This is a genomic window from Nesterenkonia sp. AY15, assembly GCF_022565855.1.
In the GTDB taxonomy this organism is placed as follows: Bacteria; Actinomycetota; Actinomycetes; order Actinomycetales; family Micrococcaceae; genus Nesterenkonia.
Genome location: NZ_JAJOYV010000001.1, coordinates 397,839 through 414,400 on the forward strand (window position 1 = coordinate 397,839; position 16,562 = coordinate 414,400).

Below are 16,562 nucleotides of genomic sequence, written 5' to 3' on the forward strand. Positions count from 1 at the left end.
CGTCAGCCGCCGGCGCTAGAGCCGGCCCGAGGCCTTGAGCCGGATATAGGTGTCGGCGAGCTGCGGGGGCAGCTGGTGCGGGGTGGCCTCGACGACCTCGACCCCGAGCGAGGCCAGCTGGCGGCGCAGCGCCTCCTTCTCGATCAGCGCCCGCTCGGCGGCGGCCGCACGGTAGACCTCCCCGGTGGTCTCCCGGGCTCGCGCTCGCCGGTCCAGCTCGGGGTCGCGCACCGCGGCGAGCACCACGAGGTGGCGCTGGCTCAGCGCCGGCAGCACCGGGAGCAGGCCCTCCTCCAGGGACCCCGAGTCCAGCGAGGTGAGCACCACCAGCAGGCTGCGCTGGGAGCTGATCATGCGGATCTGGCCCGGCAGCTGGGAGAAGTCGGCCTCCACCAGGCGGGGCTCCACCGTGGACATCGCCTCGGCCATCTGGTGCAGCAGATCTCCGCGCATCCCGGAGCGGGCCTGGGAGCTGACCCCGCGGTCGAAGGAGAAGTAGTCCACCCGATCCCCGGCGCCGGCGGCGAGCGCACCGAGCAGCAGCGCCGCCTCCATCCCGGAGTCCAGCCGCGGCTCGTCCTCGATCCGCACCGCGGAGGTGCGGGAGGAGTCCAGCGCCAGGATCACCCGCCGGTCACGTTCAGGCCGCCAGGTGCGCACCACCAGGTGCTGGCCCTGGGAGGACTGCCGCCGGGCCGTGGCGCGCCAGTCGATGGAGCGCACATCGTCGCCGCGCACATAGTCGCGCAGCGAATCGAACTCGTGCCCGGCCCCGCGGATCTGGACCGCTGTGGCGCCGTCGAGCTCGCGCAGCCGCTGCAGCTTCGAGGGCAGATGCCGGCGCGAGTGGAACGGCGGCAGCACCCGCAGGGTGTGCCTGACCCGGTGGGTCACCTGGCGTCCGGCAAGACCCAGCGGACCGATCGAGCGCAGGCTCAGGTGTTCGCTGTGCAGGTCTCCGCGGCGGGTGGGCCGCAGCGCCGTCTCGATCCGCGCCGTCTCGATCCGGGAGCTCGACCCGGGGCCCAGCCGGATCGGACTGACCTGCTGGCGCGCGCCGGCGGAGGGCTGCCAGCCGTCCTTGACCTGACCGCGCAGCCGTCGCGACCCGTGGTGATGCACGGTGGTGCTCGCCGTCGTCGGCTGACCCAGCCGCACGTCGGTGGTGGGCACGCGCTCCACCCGCACGCTGCGCGGGGAGCCGGCGAGGACCATGTCGAGCGCGGCGAGCAGCACCAGCAGCAGCGCGCAGCCGAGCAGCGTGGCCGGGGCCGGGAACACGACGACGACGGCGCTCAGCACCAGCGCCAGGTAGAGGAAGCGTCGGGTCAGGACCATCGGGCGGCTCCCTCTGCGGAGTTCATCGCAGCGTCCATCTCAGCTGCCGACTCAGCAGCCATCTCAGGGGTGGTCACGTGTCCGGGCCGCCGTTCAGCGCGGGACCGGGACGGTGGCCAGGATGGACTGCAGCACGTCGTCGATGCTGACCCCGTCCATCGCCGCCTCCGGGCGCAGCGAGACGCGGTGCCGCAGACAGGCCGGGGCCAGCGCCTTGACGTCGTCGGGGGTGATGAAGTCGCGTCCGGAGAGCCAGGCCCAGGCGCGGGCGGCGTTCATCAGGGCGGTGGCGCCACGGGGGGAGACGCCCAGCTGGAAGCTCGGGGTCTCCCGGGTGGCGCGGGCGAGGTCGACGATATAGGCGAGCACCTCACCGGCGATGGCGACCTGGCGGACCTGGGCGCGGGCGGCGAGGACGTCCTCGGCGCCGGCCACGGCGCGGACTCCGGCGCCGGCGAGGTCGGAGGGGTTGAACCCGGCGGCGTGGCGGCGGATGACCTCGATCTCCTCTCCGCGGTGGGGGAGGTCCAGGTGCACCTTGAGCAGGAACCGATCCAGCTGGGCCTCCGGCAGCGGGTAGGTGCCCTCATACTCCACCGGGTTCTGGGTGGCGGCGACCAGGAACGGATCGGGCAGCGCCCGGCTGATCCCGTCCACCGAGACCTGGCGTTCCTCCATGGCCTCGAGCAGCGAGGCCTGAGTCTTGGGCGGGGTGCGGTTGATCTCGTCGGCGAGCAGCAGGTTGGTGAAGACCGGGCCCTCGCGGAAGCTGAAGTCCCCAGTCTTGGAGTCATAGACGAGCGAGCCGGTGACGTCGCCGGGCATCAGGTCCGGGGTGAACTGCACCCGCGAGGTGTCCAGGCTCAGCGAGGCGGAGATCGCGCGGACCAGCAGCGTCTTGGCCACCCCGGGCACACCTTCGAGGAGCACATGGCCGCGGACCAGCAGCCCGATCAGCACGCTGGTGACGGCGGCGTCCTGACCGACCACCGCCTTGGCCACCTCGCCGCGGACCTGTTGGAACTTGTCGCGCAGCTGGTGCGCCGCCTGGTCTCCGAGGGGGTGCGGGGCCTGATGGTTCTGCGTGGCGGCGATATGCGGTTCAGTCATTGCTGGTGTTCTTCCCTTGCTGGTGGTTCAGGTGTGTGGGGTCTTGTTCGTTGCGCGGCCCTGAGCCGCGACCGGTGTCCTGCTGACCGTTGGTGTGGCGACCGCTGGGGTGGTGACTCAGCGCGGCGCGCTGGACCTCGTCCTCCAGCTGCGCCAGCGCCTGGGCGTAGGCGACCAGGTCTGAGTTGCGTCGCGGCTGCCGGGCGAGCAGCGCGCCCAGCTGGGCGGGGTCGCGGCGGACCTGCCGGGCGGCGGCGTCGATGATGCTCGCCTCCCGCGGGGCGGCCCCGAGCCTGAGCAGCCGGGCCAGCCGGATCAGGTGGGCGCTGCGCAGCGTCTGTGCCGAGGCGGTCACTGCGTTGGCGCTCTGATACATCCGGCCGCGCCCCTCGGCGGTCTCGGCCGCGGGGACCTGGACCGGCAGCGGTTCGCCCACCACCGGGCCGGGACGCCGCCCGAGCACGAGCATCATCACCAGCACGCAGAGCAGCAGCCACCAGGCCAGGGGGGTGACCCAGTCGGGGAGGAAGTCCATGGGGGAGGCCCACTGCTGGTCATCGAGGGTGTCCAGGCCCATCGGGGTGTACCAGATGAGGTCGTCCTCGGCGCCGAAGAGCCACAGCGCCAGCGCCGCGTGCCCGGCGTCGGTGATGTTCTGGTTGGTGAACGCCGCCGGCGCCCCGAAGAACACACCGGCGTCGGTCTCGATCAGCATCTGCGCGTCACCGGCGTCATCGGAGAATCCGGTGAAGCAGCCCGGTTCATCGCTGTAGAACAGCGCGCCCGGGGCCTGCACCGTGGCGGCGTTCACCGCGGCGTCCAGCGGGCACTGGGCGCCGGCCTCCAGGGCTGAGCCGGATCCACCGCCCGGGTGCGCTCCGGCGTAGAGCTCCGGACCCTCAGGGTGCAGCGCGCTGAGCAGCTCGGAGCCCTCGCTGAGCAGCACCACGGGTCGGTCCCCGCGTGCGCGCAGGCCCTCGACGAAGGCGTCGTCGGGGACGTCGCCGGTGGAGAGGACCACCAGCGGGGCCCCGGGATGCTCGGTCAGCAGCTCGCGGGCGATCTCCGCGGAGGGGGCCGGGTGGATCTGAACCTCGCGGTCCTCGAGCACCTGGGAAAGTGCGGCGTACCCGTCCAGCGAGGTGTTCCCCAGGCCGAAGCGATCCAGGTCCTCGTCGCTGACCGACCGGACGAGTGCCACCGCGAGGACGCCCAGGACCAGCAGGAGCAGCCAGAACTGCCAGCGCTGGAACCCGCTGCGCAGGGTGGAGCCGAGCGTCGCCGTCGTCGTCATCGCCGCGCCCCCTGAGTCTGCAGGCGCTCAGGCTGCTGAGTTTCGGCCGGAGAGGACCGCAGCCGCTCCTGGAGGGTGAGCAGGGAGTCGTAGTCGGTGCGCTGCAGCGCACCGCCGCCGTAGCGGGAATAGTTGAACAGCTCTGCCGCGTGGATCGCCTGCTGCGCCTGGACGGGGTGCGCCCGCGCCAGCGCCGCGCCTGCCTCGGTGGCGGTGCGACCTGCCTGCTCGGTGAGCTCCTGGCGCTCCTCCGCGGCCCGGATCACGGCACGGAAGAGCTCCCGGCAGGCCTCGTCGAAGCGTCCGGCCTGGGCGTGGGACTCGGCGCGCCGGCGCAGCTGCTCCGCGGTGACGCCGGCGGGGCTGGTGAGCAGCTCCGCAGAGTCGGTGCCGCGCTGCAGCCGGGGCCGCACCAGCACGATGCACAGGACCACCGCGGCGAGCAGCAGCACCAGCAGCAGCACCGGTCCCAGGGGCAGGTTCAGCGGACCCAGGTTCAGGCTCAGCTGGTCCAGCCAGCCGAAGAAGCGGTCTGCGGCCTCGCGCAGCGGACCGGTCGCGTCGCGCTGATAGCGCGGATCGCTGAGCTCCTGCTCGAGGAGCCGCCGGGCCTCATCGGGTTCGGGCTGCACCGAGGCTCACCTCCGCGAAGTGTTCCTGGAGGTGCTCGATCGACCCGGGGACCAGACGATCGGCGCCGGTCCGGGCAGGCTCCGCCGGCCCCGCCGGCTGCGCCTGCCCCGGCAGCCCCACCTGATGCGGGTCGGCCGGAGCCAGCGGGCCTCGCACCGGATCGGCCGCAGCCAGCAGCGTCACGTCCAGGGCCTCCTGCCGGATCCTGGCATTGAGGTACATCAACGAGATCACCGTGCCCACCACCCCGATGAACAGCGTGGAGAGCACCGTGCCGTAGAGCTCGGTCAGCGCGAAAACCGCGAAGCCGGCCCACTCCCCGCCTGTGGTCAGGCTGTTCTCGATCAGCTCCGAGGCGGCCACGGCGAGGATCAGCGGCATCGAGGCGATCGTGAAGACCAGTCCGAGGATCACGTAGAGCAGCGCGACCAGCCCGATGTTGCGCCACCAGCGTCCACGGTTCAGCCGCCAGGACCGTCCGAGGGCCGCGAAGGGACCCATGCGCTCCACCACCACGGTCAGCGGGGCGTACATCACCGCCGCAGTGACCCAGCACAGCGCCAGAAAGAGCCCGGGCAGGACCACCACGGCCCCGAAGAACAGGGTGATCACCAGCAGCAGCACCGCGACGAAGAACACCGGCAGCGCCACCACGGTGAGGATCAGCCCCAGCACCAGCAGGTTGACCACGGTCGGACCGAGTCGGCCCAGCCGCAGCCGGACGGTCTGGCCCATCCCGGTATGCAGGCCGTAGGCGGCACGCAGCGTGGGCAGCACCATATAGGCAGTGGCCACCGCGATGACCAGGAACGTCACCGCGGAGCTCGCAAAGGTCACCCAGAGGAACGCGGCATCGGTGGCCACGCCCAGCGCCAGGTCCGGGTCCTCGAAGGCGTCCGGGTCGGTGAGCATGCGCATATAGGAGGACGAGGGCAGCACCAGCATCATCACCAGGGTCAGCCCGAAGTTCACCAGCCCGGCGAGGAAGGGGACGCCCAGCACGGCCTTCGGAGATCGACGGATCACGGCCACGGCGGCGCTGAAGAGCTCATCTGCGACCATCCGGCGCAGCGGGAAGACCGAGCCCGGGGTCAGCGGGGGCTCCTGCGTGGCGCGCGAGGGCGCAGAACCGAGGCCCGGCCGCGGCCGAGCATCACGGTGTGTCTCCGCTGTCCGGATCATCGCCCCTCCTCAAGCGCGTCTGCGCGAGTGCCCTCTGCGCCCAGCCTACCGCTCTCATATATCCTGAATGCGGTGCCGCCTGGAAACTGGGCCCAAATCTGCGCGCGCGAGACGCTCTGCGCCGCAGGACCCCTATGGATGGAGAGCAGATGAAAGCCAGAATCCTGGTCGTCGACGACGACGAAGCGCTCGCGGAGATGATCGGCATTGTGCTGCGCAACGAGGGATTCGAGCCCACCTTCTGCTTCAACGGCGAAGACGCCCTGGAGACCTTCCACAGCTCCAAGCCGGACGTGGTCCTGCTCGATCTGATGCTGCCCGGCAAGGACGGCATCGAGGTCTGCCGCGAGATCCGCGAGGAGGCCGACACTCCGGTGATCATGCTGACCGCCAAGTCCGACACCGCCGATGTGGTGCGCGGACTCGAGGCCGGCGCCGATGACTACGTGCCGAAGCCCTTCAAGCCCGCCGAGCTGGTCGCCCGGGTGCGGGCTCGACTGCGTCCGGCTGACCACAATGCGCGCCCGGACGGAGAGAACCTCACCATCGGGGACCTGAGCATCGACGTCGCCGGTCACGAGGTCCGCCGCGGCGAGCACCGGATCTCGCTGACCCCGCTGGAGTTCGACCTGCTCACCGCGCTGGCGAAGAAGCCCTGGCAGGTCTGGAACCGCGAGATGCTGCTGGAGGAGGTCTGGGGCTACCGCCACCAGGCCGACACCCGACTGGTCAATGTCCACGTGCAGCGACTTCGTTCAAAGATCGAGAAGGATCCGGAGAACCCCGAGATCGTGCAGACCGTGCGCGGCGTCGGCTACAAGGCCGGAGGGCAGGGGTAGTCATTCCTGGTGAAGCTGAGCCCTCCGCAGATCAGGCTGCCTCACGGTCCTCGGCGACCTCGACCGGCAGCGTCCCGGTGGTCCGGGACCGTGTCCGGGACCCGCAGGAGGAGATCGACGCGGCCGCGAAGGCGACCGAGGCCGCCGACGGCGAGCAGGTTGCCGTCGAGAAGCGGACCTTCGGCGGAACCGCCCGGAAGATCAGCGGGCTGCCTCGGCTGTGGGCGCGCTCGCTGCTGATCCGCGCGGTCTTCTTCACCGGCCTGCTCACCATGATCAGCACCATGGCCGTGGCGGCCTTCCTGGTGCAGCAGGTCACCTCCGGACTCTTCCAGGAGCGCTTCGATCAGGCCGAGCTGGAGGCCGCCGATGGCCTGGACGCGATCCGGAGCAGCTTCGCGGCACTGAGCACCAGCAGCCGGACCGAGGCCCAGCAGGACATCCAGTCGATCCTCAACGACGTGGACGACTCCACCGCGCAGATCCAGCGCGAGGTCATCCTGCTGCCGCTGGAGGGCGGAGAGAATCTCTACGTCGACGGCATCACCTCCGGGGGCCTCCCACCGGGCCTGATCTCGGATGAGCTCAACGCTGCCGTCGCCGGGGGCACCGGCCAGTACTGGCAGGCGGTCCAGCTCAACGCCAACCGGACCAATGATTCGCCCGGAATCGCGTTCGGCACTCAGGTCGACGTGCAGGGCAACCCCTATGCGCTCTACTTCGTCTACGACTTCTCCCCGGTCCAGGAGAACGTCGCCTTCGTCTTCCGCACCATGCTCGTCGCCGGTGCCGCGATCCTGCTGATCAACATGGCCATCGCCGCCTGGGTCGCCCGCTCGGTGGTGCGTCCGGTCTCGCAGGCCGCCGAGGTCTCGGAACGGATCGCCGACGGTCAGCTGGACCAGCGCCTGGCCGTGCGCGGGGAGGACGAGATCGCCCGACTGGGCCTGTCCTTCAACCGGATGGCCTCGAACCTGCAGGAGCAGATCACGCAGCTGGCGAACCTCTCCAAGATGCAGCAGCGCTTCGTCTCCGACGTCTCCCACGAGCTGCGCACCCCGCTGACCACGGTACGCATGGCCGCCGAGGTGCTGCACGAGTCGCGCGATGACTTCGATCCGATCAACCGACGCTCCACCGAGCTGCTCCACCACCAGGTGGAACGGTTCCAGGCGCTGCTCTCGGACCTGCTGGAGATGTCTCGGTTCGACGCCGGCGCCGCCGAGCTGGCCACTGCTGAGGTCGACCTCCTGGCCCTCGTCCGGGAGGTGCTGATCAGCTCCAAGCCGCTGGCGGAGAGCTCGAACACCCCGCTGGGCCTGGTGGTCCAGGGAGAGAACTTCCTCGCAGAGGTCGACGCCCGACGGATCAGCCGGATCCTGCGCAACCTGATCAACAACGCGATCGAACACGCCGAGGCACGCCCGGTCGATGTGATCGTCTGCTCCAGCCCCACCGCGGTCGGCATCGCGGTGCGCGACCATGGGATCGGCATGAGCCCCTCCGAGGTCGCCCACGTCTTTGACCGCTTCTGGCGCGCCGACCCGGCCCGGGCGCGCACCACCGGAGGCTCCGGGCTCGGCCTCTCGATCGCCACTGAGGACACCCGGCTGCACCAGGGTGCCCTGGACGCGTGGGGTCAGAAGGGTCAGGGCTCCTGCTTCCGGCTGGTGCTGCCGCGCCGACAGTCGGTGCCCTACCGCGCCTCGCCGATGGCGCTGCCTCCGGTCTACCGGGCCACCGACAGGTACCGCATCGAGAACATCCAGGATCTCTCCGAAGAAGAGCCGCAGCATGACCGGATCAACGAACAGGCGCTCTACCAGCCGAGGAAGGGTGAGTCATGATCCGCCGTCGACTGCTCGCGCTGATCACAGGGCTGCTCACGCTGATGCTCTTGCTCAGCGCCTGCTCGCCGCTGCTGCCCACCGACGGGCCGGTGGGGACCTCCGCCCCGGAATCAGGCGAAGACCTCACCTACGCCCCGCAGGCGCAGCCGCCGCAGACCGGCGCGACCGCAGAACAGATCGTCGCGGGATTCATCCGCGCCGGAGCCGGCGCCCAGGACGACTACGCCATCGCACGGCAGTTCATGTCCCCGGCGGCGGCCAGGGACTGGCGCCCTGATGCGCGGACCGTCGTCTACTCCTCCGAACCACCGGTGCTGGCCTCCGGAGAGGACACCTGGAGCGCCCCGTTCCAGGTGGACTCCGTGGTGGACGGGGCCGGGATCCTGACCCGGCTGCCCGAGGACTCCACCGAAGTCATGGACTTCACCGTGGAGGAGGTCGAGGGGGAGTGGCGGATCACCGAAGCCCCCGACGGCACCATGCTCATCGACGGCTCGTTCCAGCAGGCCTTCCAGGCCCACACCCTCTACTACTTCGACCCACAGCTGCGCTACGCGGTGCCGGATCAGCGCTGGTTCCTCAACCGGCCGGGCATCTCCTCAGAGATCGTCAGCGCGCTGCTCGCCGGACCGGCGCCCTACCTGGAACCCGCCGTGATCTCAGCCTTCGGCGACGACGTCACGCTGGAGCGCGCCTCGGTGCCGGTCGATGACAGCACCGCCGCGGTGGACCTCTCCCCGGGCGGCGTCGAGGACGCCGATCCCGCCGAACGGGTCCTGATGCAGCAGCAGCTGGACCTTGCGCTGACCTCGCTCACCCGGATCAACGATGTCGAGATCACCGTGGCCCAGCGCGAGCTGGAGATCCCGGTGCAGGCGGACCTGCCCGAGGAGGACCGGCTGCGCATCGAGGTCTCCCCAGAGGTGGACTCCACCCAGGTGGGCATCGAGAACGACACATTGCGCCGACAGAACGACCAGGTCACGCTCTCCATCGGAAGCCTGCCGGACATCGCTGACCTAGACCCGCAGGCACCGGCGGTCCCGGGATCCTCCTCCGAGGAGGTCTTCGCGTTCCTCAACGGCGAGGGCGATCAGCTCTACCACCTGCGCCCCGAGCGGGCCGAGGACCCGGTGCTCGAGGCCCCCAACCTCACCCGGCCATCGATGGACAACTACGGCTGGACCTGGACCGCGTCCGCGGAGGGCGACGACGCCACGGTCCACGCCCTGGCCTATGACGAGTCCCTGGAGCCCTCCAGCGCGGAGGTCAGCGCCGACTGGCTGGAGAACCGCACGATCACCTCGCTACGCATCGCTCAGGACGGGGCCAGGGCCGCGGTGATCCTCGACGACGACGGCGAACGGGACCTCTACGTGGCCGGTGTGATCCGCGATTCCACCGGCATCCCGCGAGGACTCGGGCAGCCGATGCGGCTGGAGACCTCGGTGGAGCTCGAGGAGGTCCGCTGGCAGGGACCCGACGCGCTCTACGTCTGGGCAGGCTCCGACGAGGAGACCATGACCCCGGAGCGGGTCACGCTGACCGGCGCGAACCGGGCGGACAGCCCGCTGCTGGGGCTGTTGAACATCTCCGTGGGGGAGGGCCAGCAGAAGGTCTTCGCCGAGACCGTGGATGTGCCCTTCCAGAATCTCTCCGGCGACACCTGGGTGGCGCTGGAGGAGATCGAGGTCCGGGATCTGGCGTTCCCGGGCTGAGGCCCCGGGTCTCTGATCTGCTGGGTCGCTGATCTGCTGGTGCGCTGGGCCGCTGGGCTGCTGGTGCGCTGGGTCGCCGATTCTCCCCAGCACCGGGCACCGCTGACGCGGTGAGCCGGTTCTCCCCAGCTGAGCCGACGCGGACTCCGCGGGCCGCTGCGCCGAGATGATCGAAGGATGGATCCCACGCGTCAACGCACAGGGCAGCTCGGTCGCACCGTGGATCGGGTCTGGTTCGGTCCGACCGGAGCTTCGGTCAGGGCCGCGCTGAGCTCGGCGGCAGGGATCGTCACTCCGGTGTGGTGCATCGGCTGCGCGGAGCAGGACCTGGTGCTCTGCGCGCTCTGTGCCGAGGATCTCCGCCTGATGACGCGTGCGCCGTTCGCGGCCGAGGAGCAGGCGATGGCTCTGCCGCTGCTGATGGACGCACAGGCGATCACCGTGCTGCCGGTCAGCGCCGCCGGTCGCTACGCGGGTCTGGTGGCCCGAGCGGTGCTCGCGTTCAAGGACCACGGGGCCATCGGCCTGGGTGCCGCGCTGGGACCGGGGCTCGCACGCGCTCTGCGCCTGGCGGCGGCGCGTGTGCCGCCGGAGTCCGCGGCCGGGGTGCCCGGGTCACGGCCCTGGCTGCTGGTGAGCCCGCCGTCGTCGTTGCGCTCCCAGCTGACCCGCGGGTTCGATCCGGTGCAGGTGCTGCTCGACCGTGCCCTCGCGGTCTCCGCGCGGGAGCTGCGCCAGGCCGGGCTGCGACCGCATCGGGTTCCGGGGCTGCTGTGCCAATCGCGGGCGGCGGCGCTGCGGTCGCTGAGCCCCCGGCAGGGCCGGCAGAAGACCCGCGGGGCGCGCGCCCGCCGCCGTCGCTCGGTGGGAAGCCTCGAGCTGACCCCGCGAGGTCGACGCCTGCTCCCCGGGGCGGATGTCCTGCTTGTCGACGACGTGCTCACCAGCGGATCCACGCTGGCGGAGCTGCACCGGGTGCTCACCTCCGCCGGCGCCCGGATCCACGGTGCGGCAGTCTTGGCGGCAACCCCTGGACCTGGGGCTGAAGTGGGATCTCCGCTGGTGAGAGCTTCGCCCGAGGCGTAAATGGTGACGTGGGTCGCCCCGGGGAACTAGTCTGAGGTATGGGTACTTCTCACAGTCCCATCGCAGCGGCGAGGGGAAGAACGTTCTCGTCTCCGCTGTGCCTGATATCGGATACGAGGAGGACAGAATGACTCTGCAGGTCAACTTCACTGGCCGAAATATCGCGATCCCCTCCGCCTTCAAGGAGCACGTCGAAGGGAAGCTCGAGAAGATCGAGCAGCTCACCGACAAGGGGCATCGCCTGGAGATCAAGGTCTCCAGCGAGAACTCCCACCGCCGAGCCGACACCAGCATGACCGTCGAGCTGACCGTCATCGGCCGTGGCAAGGTCATTCGTTCCGAAGCGCAGGCCGGGGACAAGTTCGCCGCCTTCGAGATCGCACTGAACAAGCTCACCGAGCGGCTGCGACGCACCCTGGACAAGAAGAAGTCCCGCGCCCACGCCTCCCACAACGGGGCCCCCGACGTCGCCGCCGCGATGGCGAGCGTTCCGCCGGCAGCCACCGACCGTCCCCTCTACGAACAGGTCCTCGATGCGGAGGCGGCTGATGATGTGCCGCCCACCGAGGATGAGGCTGAGTCCAGCATCAAGATCCGGCGCAAGGTCTTCCCGGCCAAGCCGGTCAGCGTTGACGCAGCCGTGGATGCGATGGAACTGGTCGGGCATGACTTCTACCTCTTCGTGGACGCCGCGACGGGTCAGCCTTCCGCGGTCTACCGCCGCCGGGGCTGGACCTATGGCGTGATCTCGCTGGATCCGAACGGCGGCGATCAGCGTGAACCGGTGGTCGAGGAACTGGCCTACCAGGCCTCCTGACCCGCACCACCAGCACCACCCACCCATCACCCCTCCGTGAGGGGCTCCTTCTGCGTTGAGGGGCGGATTCTCCGAGTGTTCCTGGCCCAGACGGGCTGAGATGCTCGTCGGAATCCGCCCCTCAACCGTGTGGGGGAGGAGCCTGGGGCCATGGGTTCGGGTGCTGCTGGGGGGAGCGCGTAGAATGACAGATGGTGATTCATGCCTATCGTGAGTCTCCGCCGAACCAGTAGACACCGATGGAGAACTGGCTGTGCCCACTCTGCTTGAACGAATCCTCAAGACCGGGGACAAGAAGATCCTCAGGACTCTGCGCTCCTACGCGGATGCGGTGAACCTCCTGGAGGACGAGTTCAAGGAGCTCAGCGACGCCGAGCTGCGCGCCGAGACCGAACGCTTCCGGGAGCGTCTGCGTGACGGCGAGTCACTGAACTCGCTGCTCCCCGAGGCCTTCGCCACTGTCCGCGAGGCGGCCGACCGCACGCTGGGTCAGCGCCACTACGACGTGCAGCTGATGGGCGGAGCGGCGCTGCATCTGGGTGAGATCGCCGAGATGGGCACCGGTGAGGGCAAGACCCTGGTCGCCACCGCCCCGGCGTACCTCAACGCGCTCACCGGCAAGGGCGTCCACGTGGTCACCGTCAATGACTACCTGGCCAAGTACCAGGCGGACCTGATGGGACGCGTCTACCGCTTCCTCGGGCTCAACGTCGGCACCATCACCAATGACCTGAAGCCGGCCGCGCGCCGCGAGGCCTACGCCGCAGACATCACCTACGGCACGAACAACGAGTTCGGCTTCGACTTCCTGCGCGACAACATGGCGCAGTCCCTGGATGACCTGGTCCAGCGTGAGCACCACTACGCCATCATCGATGAGATCGACTCGATCCTCATCGATGAGGCGCGCACCCCGCTGATCATCTCCGGAGCCGCCTCCGGCGACGTCTCGCGCTGGTACAGCGACTTCGCCACGCTGGTGAAGAAGCTGCACATCGACGAGGACTACGAGGTCGATGAGAAGAAGCGCACTGTCGGCGTCCTGGAGTCCGGCATCGACAAGGTCGAGGACTACCTCGGGATCGAGAACCTCTATGAGACCCAGAACACCACGCTGATCCAGTACCTCAACAACGCCATCCGGGCCAAGGAGCTCTACCGCCAGGACACCGATTATGTGGTCTCCCAGGGCGAGGTGCACATCGTCGATGAGCACACCGGACGCATCCTCAAGGGCCGGCGCTACAACGAGGGCCTGCACCAGGCCATCGAGGCCAAGGAGCAGGTCCGGATCAAACCAGAGAACCAGACCCGGGCCACCGTGACGCTGCAGAACTACTTCCGCAGCTACGACAAGATCTCGGGCATGACCGGCACCGCCGAGACCGAGGCCGGCGAGTTCATGTCGACCTATAAGCTCGGCGTCGTCCCGATCCCCTCGAACCGTGAGCGCCAGCGCACCGACCACAACGACCTCGTCTACAAGAACGAGGTGGTGAAGTTCGACGCGGTGATCAAAGACATCGTCGAACGCCACGAGAAGGGCCAGCCGATCCTGGTGGGCAGCGAGTCCGTGGAGAAGTCCGAGTACCTCTCCAAGAAGCTGGCCCAGGCCGGCATCCGCCATGAGGTCCTCAACGCGAAGAACCACGAGCACGAGGCCACCATCGTCGCCCAGGCGGGCCGCAAGGGTTCGGTCACCGTGGCCACGAACATGGCCGGTCGAGGCACCGACATCATGCTCGGCGGCAACGCCGAGTTCAACGCCGTCCGCGAGATGGAGAAGCTCGGCCTGGATCCGGTGAAGGACGCCGAGGCCTACGAGGCGAAATGGGACGAGGTCTTCGACCGCGCCAAGGCCGAGACCAAGGCCGACGGCGACAAGGTCCGCGAACTGGGCGGGCTCTACGTGCTGGGCACCGAGCGGCACCAGTCCCGACGCATCGACAACCAGCTGCGCGGACGCTCCGGACGTCAGGGTGACCCCGGCGAATCCCGGTTCTACATCTCCCTGACCGATGACCTGATGCGGCTCTTCAACCAGGCCGCCGCCGCGCGCATCATGAACTCCAAGGCCATGGACGATGAGATCCCGGTGGAGCACAAATTCGTGTCCTCCGCGATCGCCAACGCCCAGCAGCAGCGCGAGGGTCAGAACACCGAGACCCGCAAGAACGTGCTCAAGTACGACGACGTCATGAACCGTCAGCGCCAGGCCATCTACTCCGACCGCCGCCGCATCCTCGAGGGCGACGACGTCCACGAGAAGGTCCAGCACTTCATCGAAGACGCGGTGAGCCTGATGATCGAGGAGAAGACCACCTCCTCCTCCTCGGAGGATTGGGACCTGGAGGCTCTCTGGGAAGAGCTGAAGTCGCTCTACCCGGTGTCGCTGAGCATCGAGGACCTGGTCGAAGAGGCCGGGGGCATCGATCAGCTCAACGTCAAGATGCTCAAGCGTGAGCTCATCTCCGACGCCAAGGTCGCCTACGAGAACAAGGCTGAGGAGGTCGGGGAGGCAGCGATCCGGCAGCTCGAGCGTCGGGTGCTGCTCACCGTGATCGACGAGAAGTGGCAGGAGCATCTCTACGAGATGGACTACCTGAAGTCAGGCATCGGACTGCGCTCGATGGCCCAGCGTGATCCGCTGGTCGAATATCAGCGTGAAGGCTTCCTGCTCTTCCAGACCATGGCCGACAGCGTCCGCGAGGACTCGGTGCGGCTGCTCTTCAGTGCGGAAGTCACCGCGAAGGCTCCCGAGACCGCCGCACCGAACCTTCCCGGGGTCAAGGACGGGCGGATGTTCGCCGCCGGCAAGCGGCTGCGCGTGCCCGGTCTGCAGGACACCACCGCGACCCAGGGCTGAGCCCCGCGCGGATCCCTTGAGCTGAATCCTGGACTGAGGTCGTCCCCGGCTGCGATCGGAGACCACCTCAGCCCAGTTCCATCGCGACCACGCGCCATCGACGTCGGTGGGCCTCCAGCCGCAGGGCGCAGGCTCGGATGCGCTTGCCGTCGGCGAACACCACTGCGACCTCCCATGCGCCCCGGGTGATGCGTTCCGCACGCAGGTGCCCGAAGGTCAACGGCTGGGGTCGCGGGATCGTCTCCGCGGAGCCGGCCGCGCCTCGGTCTCCCCGGCCTGCCGCTTCACGGCGCGAGGACCGGCGGGTCTCCGCGAGCAGCGCGGCGCGTTCGACCACCTTCTGCTGCACCTCGAGATCGAGCCACCGCTGCAGCTGGCTGGCCGGGCGCAGGCCCTGAAGCACCTCAGTGGTGACCTGGCAGACGATGCGGGAGATGGCGCAGATCTGTCGGCGCTCCTCCCGATAGGTGGCAAGCGCGGTGGGCGACTCACCCGGGGGTCGACGATTCCCCGCAGGCTCCCGCTCCCCGCTGAGTCGCCGCATGAGCGCCGGTACCTCATCTTCTCGAATGAGCCGATAGCCCGCCGTCGCGACCGGTCCCGGGTCGTGCCGCGGAGATCTCGGGGCCGGGATGACGGTGGTGCGCCCGCGAAGCTGCGGATCCGCGTCGAGGAAGGCGCGCAGCGCCTCCATGGGATCCTCCCGCGCAGAGTTCCGGGGGCCTGGCTGAGATGAGGGCTCTTGACCGGCTGGGCTCACTGACATGATCTCTCCCGTATGGGTCGTCGGTTCTTGGGTAGCTGGTGCGTCGGACGCTGGTTCTCGGATCGTCTGATCTGCGGTGCGGCTGGTCCGGGTGCTACGAGTCCGGCACGTCCAGGATCGTTCCCGGAAGGATGATGCCCGGGTCGGCGCCGATGCGGTCCCGGTTCACCGCATACCATTCGGGCCAGCTCGCGGCGATCTCCCAATCCGTGGCGTCAGGTCCCAGGTGCTCCGCGGCGATGTCCCACAGCGAATCCCCCAGCCGGACCACGACCTGCTCGGGCTCCGACTCCTGGCGCTGCGACCGGCCCTGAAGTCGATCGTGGATCGGCGCCTCGGGGACGAACAGTCCTGAGTCGGGTGCCTCCGGGTGTGATGGAGCGCCTCGGTCAGGTTCGGGGCTGGGACCATCGTGTGGTGCGGTGGTGTCGAACAGGGCGGAGTCTGGATCCCCGCCCGCCGCGTCACCCGCCGCCCCGCCGTCCAGCACCGAGACGGCCTCGGTCGTCGTCGCCCGGGGCCAGGAATCTGCCGCCACGGTGGTCAGAGCCAGCCCGGCGCCCAGGGCCAGCGCCGCGCTGCGCCGCAGGAATCCAGGGCTGAACTTCGCGAGGACCCGTTCCATCCGCCAGGCGCCGCACCGTCGGGCGATCTGCTGGGTGAGCACGGCCAGCACTGCGATGCTCGCGCCGAAGCTGATGAGCAGTCCCGATGCCGCAGCGAGCAGTCCCAACAGGGCCTCCGCCGCCTCGATGCCGTGGAGACCTCGGAGCTGGGCGGACTGCATCCAGAGATCGGGCTGATGTCTGAGGATCGCGGCGCCGCACCACCACAGGACCGGGCCGCTGGCGATGAACGCCGCGCTCAGCAGCAGATCCTGAAGTCTGCCATCGGGGGCTGCCCTCACCGAGGATGGTGAGGCGAGATCTCGGCTGCGAATGCTCATGGTGCCCATCCTGGTCAGTGATGAGTGCTATTTAGTACTGTTTGATATTTTTTGAGTGTACACAATCTCATCGGCTCTGCAATAGAGGTGACGGCGGATCGTGTACTCTCAGGGCCA

At 69.1% G+C, this 16,562-nt stretch carries 12 protein-coding genes and 1 pseudogene; 6 read left to right on the forward strand and 7 right to left on the reverse strand.

Annotated elements, in window-relative coordinates; translation table 11 throughout:
* Positions 1 to 15: 15 nt before the first annotated feature.
* The 5 genes from LSI54_RS01760 to LSI54_RS01780 form a co-directional block, all read right to left on the reverse strand.
* Positions 16 to 1,338, reverse strand: a complete 1,323-nt coding sequence (locus tag LSI54_RS01760; protein WP_241477615.1) for a DUF58 domain-containing protein — start codon at positions 1,336 to 1,338, stop codon at positions 16 to 18.
* A gap of 93 nt (positions 1,339 to 1,431) precedes the next feature.
* A complete protein-coding gene (locus LSI54_RS01765; protein WP_241463937.1) occupies positions 1,432 to 2,448 on the reverse strand; it encodes an AAA family ATPase in 1,017 nt (338 codons plus the stop codon).
* On the reverse strand, positions 2,441 to 3,742 hold the full coding sequence (locus LSI54_RS01770; RefSeq protein WP_241477616.1) for a DUF4350 domain-containing protein: 1,302 nt from the start codon (positions 3,740 to 3,742) through the stop codon (positions 2,441 to 2,443). The genes LSI54_RS01765 and LSI54_RS01770 overlap by 8 nt, the downstream gene beginning before the upstream one ends.
* Positions 3,739 to 4,374: a DUF4129 domain-containing protein gene (locus tag LSI54_RS13090; protein ID WP_241463940.1), complete on the reverse strand. Its 636-nt coding sequence runs from the start codon at positions 4,372 to 4,374 to the stop codon at positions 3,739 to 3,741. The genes LSI54_RS01770 and LSI54_RS13090 overlap by 4 nt, the downstream gene beginning before the upstream one ends.
* Positions 4,355 to 5,557 carry a hypothetical protein gene (locus tag LSI54_RS01780; RefSeq protein WP_241463942.1) on the reverse strand — a complete coding sequence of 401 codons (1,203 nt, stop codon included), beginning with the start codon at positions 5,555 to 5,557 and terminating at the stop codon, positions 4,355 to 4,357. Before LSI54_RS01780 ends, LSI54_RS13090 begins: the two co-directional genes overlap by 20 nt.
* Before the next feature lie 149 nt (positions 5,558 to 5,706).
* Here LSI54_RS01780 and mtrA point away from each other — a divergent pair, with 149 nt between their 5' ends.
* From mtrA to secA, 6 genes and pseudogenes are all read left to right on the forward strand, one after another.
* Positions 5,707 to 6,396, forward strand: a complete 690-nt coding sequence (mtrA, locus tag LSI54_RS01785) for an MtrAB system response regulator MtrA (RefSeq protein ID WP_036473691.1) — start codon at positions 5,707 to 5,709, stop codon at positions 6,394 to 6,396.
* 77 nt (positions 6,397 to 6,473) lie between these two features.
* On the forward strand, positions 6,474 to 8,243 hold the full coding sequence (mtrB, locus tag LSI54_RS01790; protein ID WP_241475646.1) for an MtrAB system histidine kinase MtrB: 1,770 nt from the start codon (positions 6,474 to 6,476) through the stop codon (positions 8,241 to 8,243).
* A complete protein-coding gene (locus LSI54_RS01795; protein ID WP_241475641.1) occupies positions 8,240 to 9,964 on the forward strand; it encodes an LpqB family beta-propeller domain-containing protein in 1,725 nt (574 codons plus the stop codon). The genes mtrB and LSI54_RS01795 overlap by 4 nt, the downstream gene beginning before the upstream one ends.
* A gap of 177 nt (positions 9,965 to 10,141) precedes the next feature.
* Complete coding sequence (locus LSI54_RS01800; protein ID WP_241477617.1) at positions 10,142 to 11,050, forward strand: ComF family protein; 909 nt, start codon at positions 10,142 to 10,144, stop codon at positions 11,048 to 11,050.
* A 127-nt stretch (positions 11,051 to 11,177) separates the two neighbouring features.
* Positions 11,178 to 11,867: a ribosome hibernation-promoting factor, HPF/YfiA family gene (gene hpf / locus LSI54_RS01805; RefSeq protein ID WP_241463949.1), complete on the forward strand. Its 690-nt coding sequence runs from the start codon at positions 11,178 to 11,180 to the stop codon at positions 11,865 to 11,867.
* Between the two features lie 253 nt (positions 11,868 to 12,120).
* Positions 12,121 to 14,706 (forward strand): annotated as a pseudogene (gene secA, locus LSI54_RS01810) (preprotein translocase subunit SecA); the annotation flags it as partial.
* Between the two features lie 94 nt (positions 14,707 to 14,800).
* On the opposite strand, the gene LSI54_RS01815 reads toward secA, so the two are convergent.
* Together LSI54_RS01815 and LSI54_RS01820 are read right to left on the reverse strand one after the other, a co-directional pair.
* Positions 14,801 to 15,427 (reverse strand): Rv3235 family protein, encoded by a 627-nt coding sequence (locus LSI54_RS01815; RefSeq protein ID WP_241477618.1) that lies wholly within the window; start codon positions 15,425 to 15,427, stop codon positions 14,801 to 14,803.
* A gap of 166 nt (positions 15,428 to 15,593) precedes the next feature.
* Entirely contained in the window at positions 15,594 to 16,445 is an 852-nt protein-coding gene (locus LSI54_RS01820; RefSeq protein ID WP_241477619.1) for a LysM peptidoglycan-binding domain-containing protein, read from the reverse strand.
* Between the last annotated feature and the right edge of the window lie 117 nt (positions 16,446 to 16,562).

Excerpts from the sequence above, each read along its gene's own strand:
- LSI54_RS01760 (WP_241477615.1), bottom strand. The coding sequence starts at position 1,338 with ATGGTCCTGACCCGACGCTTCCTCTACCTGGCGCTGGTGCTGAGCGCC.
- hpf (WP_241463949.1), top strand. The coding sequence starts at position 11,178 with ATGACTCTGCAGGTCAACTTCACTGGCCGAAATATCGCGATCCCCTCC.
- LSI54_RS01770 (WP_241477616.1), bottom strand. The coding sequence starts at position 3,742 with ATGACGACGACGGCGACGCTCGGCTCCACCCTGCGCAGCGGGTTCCAG.
- LSI54_RS01815 (WP_241477618.1), bottom strand. The coding sequence starts at position 15,427 with ATGGAGGCGCTGCGCGCCTTCCTCGACGCGGATCCGCAGCTTCGCGGG.
- LSI54_RS01800 (WP_241477617.1), top strand. The coding sequence starts at position 10,142 with ATGGATCCCACGCGTCAACGCACAGGGCAGCTCGGTCGCACCGTGGAT.
- LSI54_RS01780 (WP_241463942.1), bottom strand. The coding sequence starts at position 5,557 with ATGATCCGGACAGCGGAGACACACCGTGATGCTCGGCCGCGGCCGGGC.
- LSI54_RS01765 (WP_241463937.1), bottom strand. The coding sequence starts at position 2,448 with ATGACTGAACCGCATATCGCCGCCACGCAGAACCATCAGGCCCCGCAC.
- mtrA (WP_036473691.1), top strand. The coding sequence starts at position 5,707 with ATGAAAGCCAGAATCCTGGTCGTCGACGACGACGAAGCGCTCGCGGAG.
- LSI54_RS01795 (WP_241475641.1), top strand. The coding sequence starts at position 8,240 with ATGATCCGCCGTCGACTGCTCGCGCTGATCACAGGGCTGCTCACGCTG.
- LSI54_RS01820 (WP_241477619.1), bottom strand. The coding sequence starts at position 16,445 with ATGAGCATTCGCAGCCGAGATCTCGCCTCACCATCCTCGGTGAGGGCA.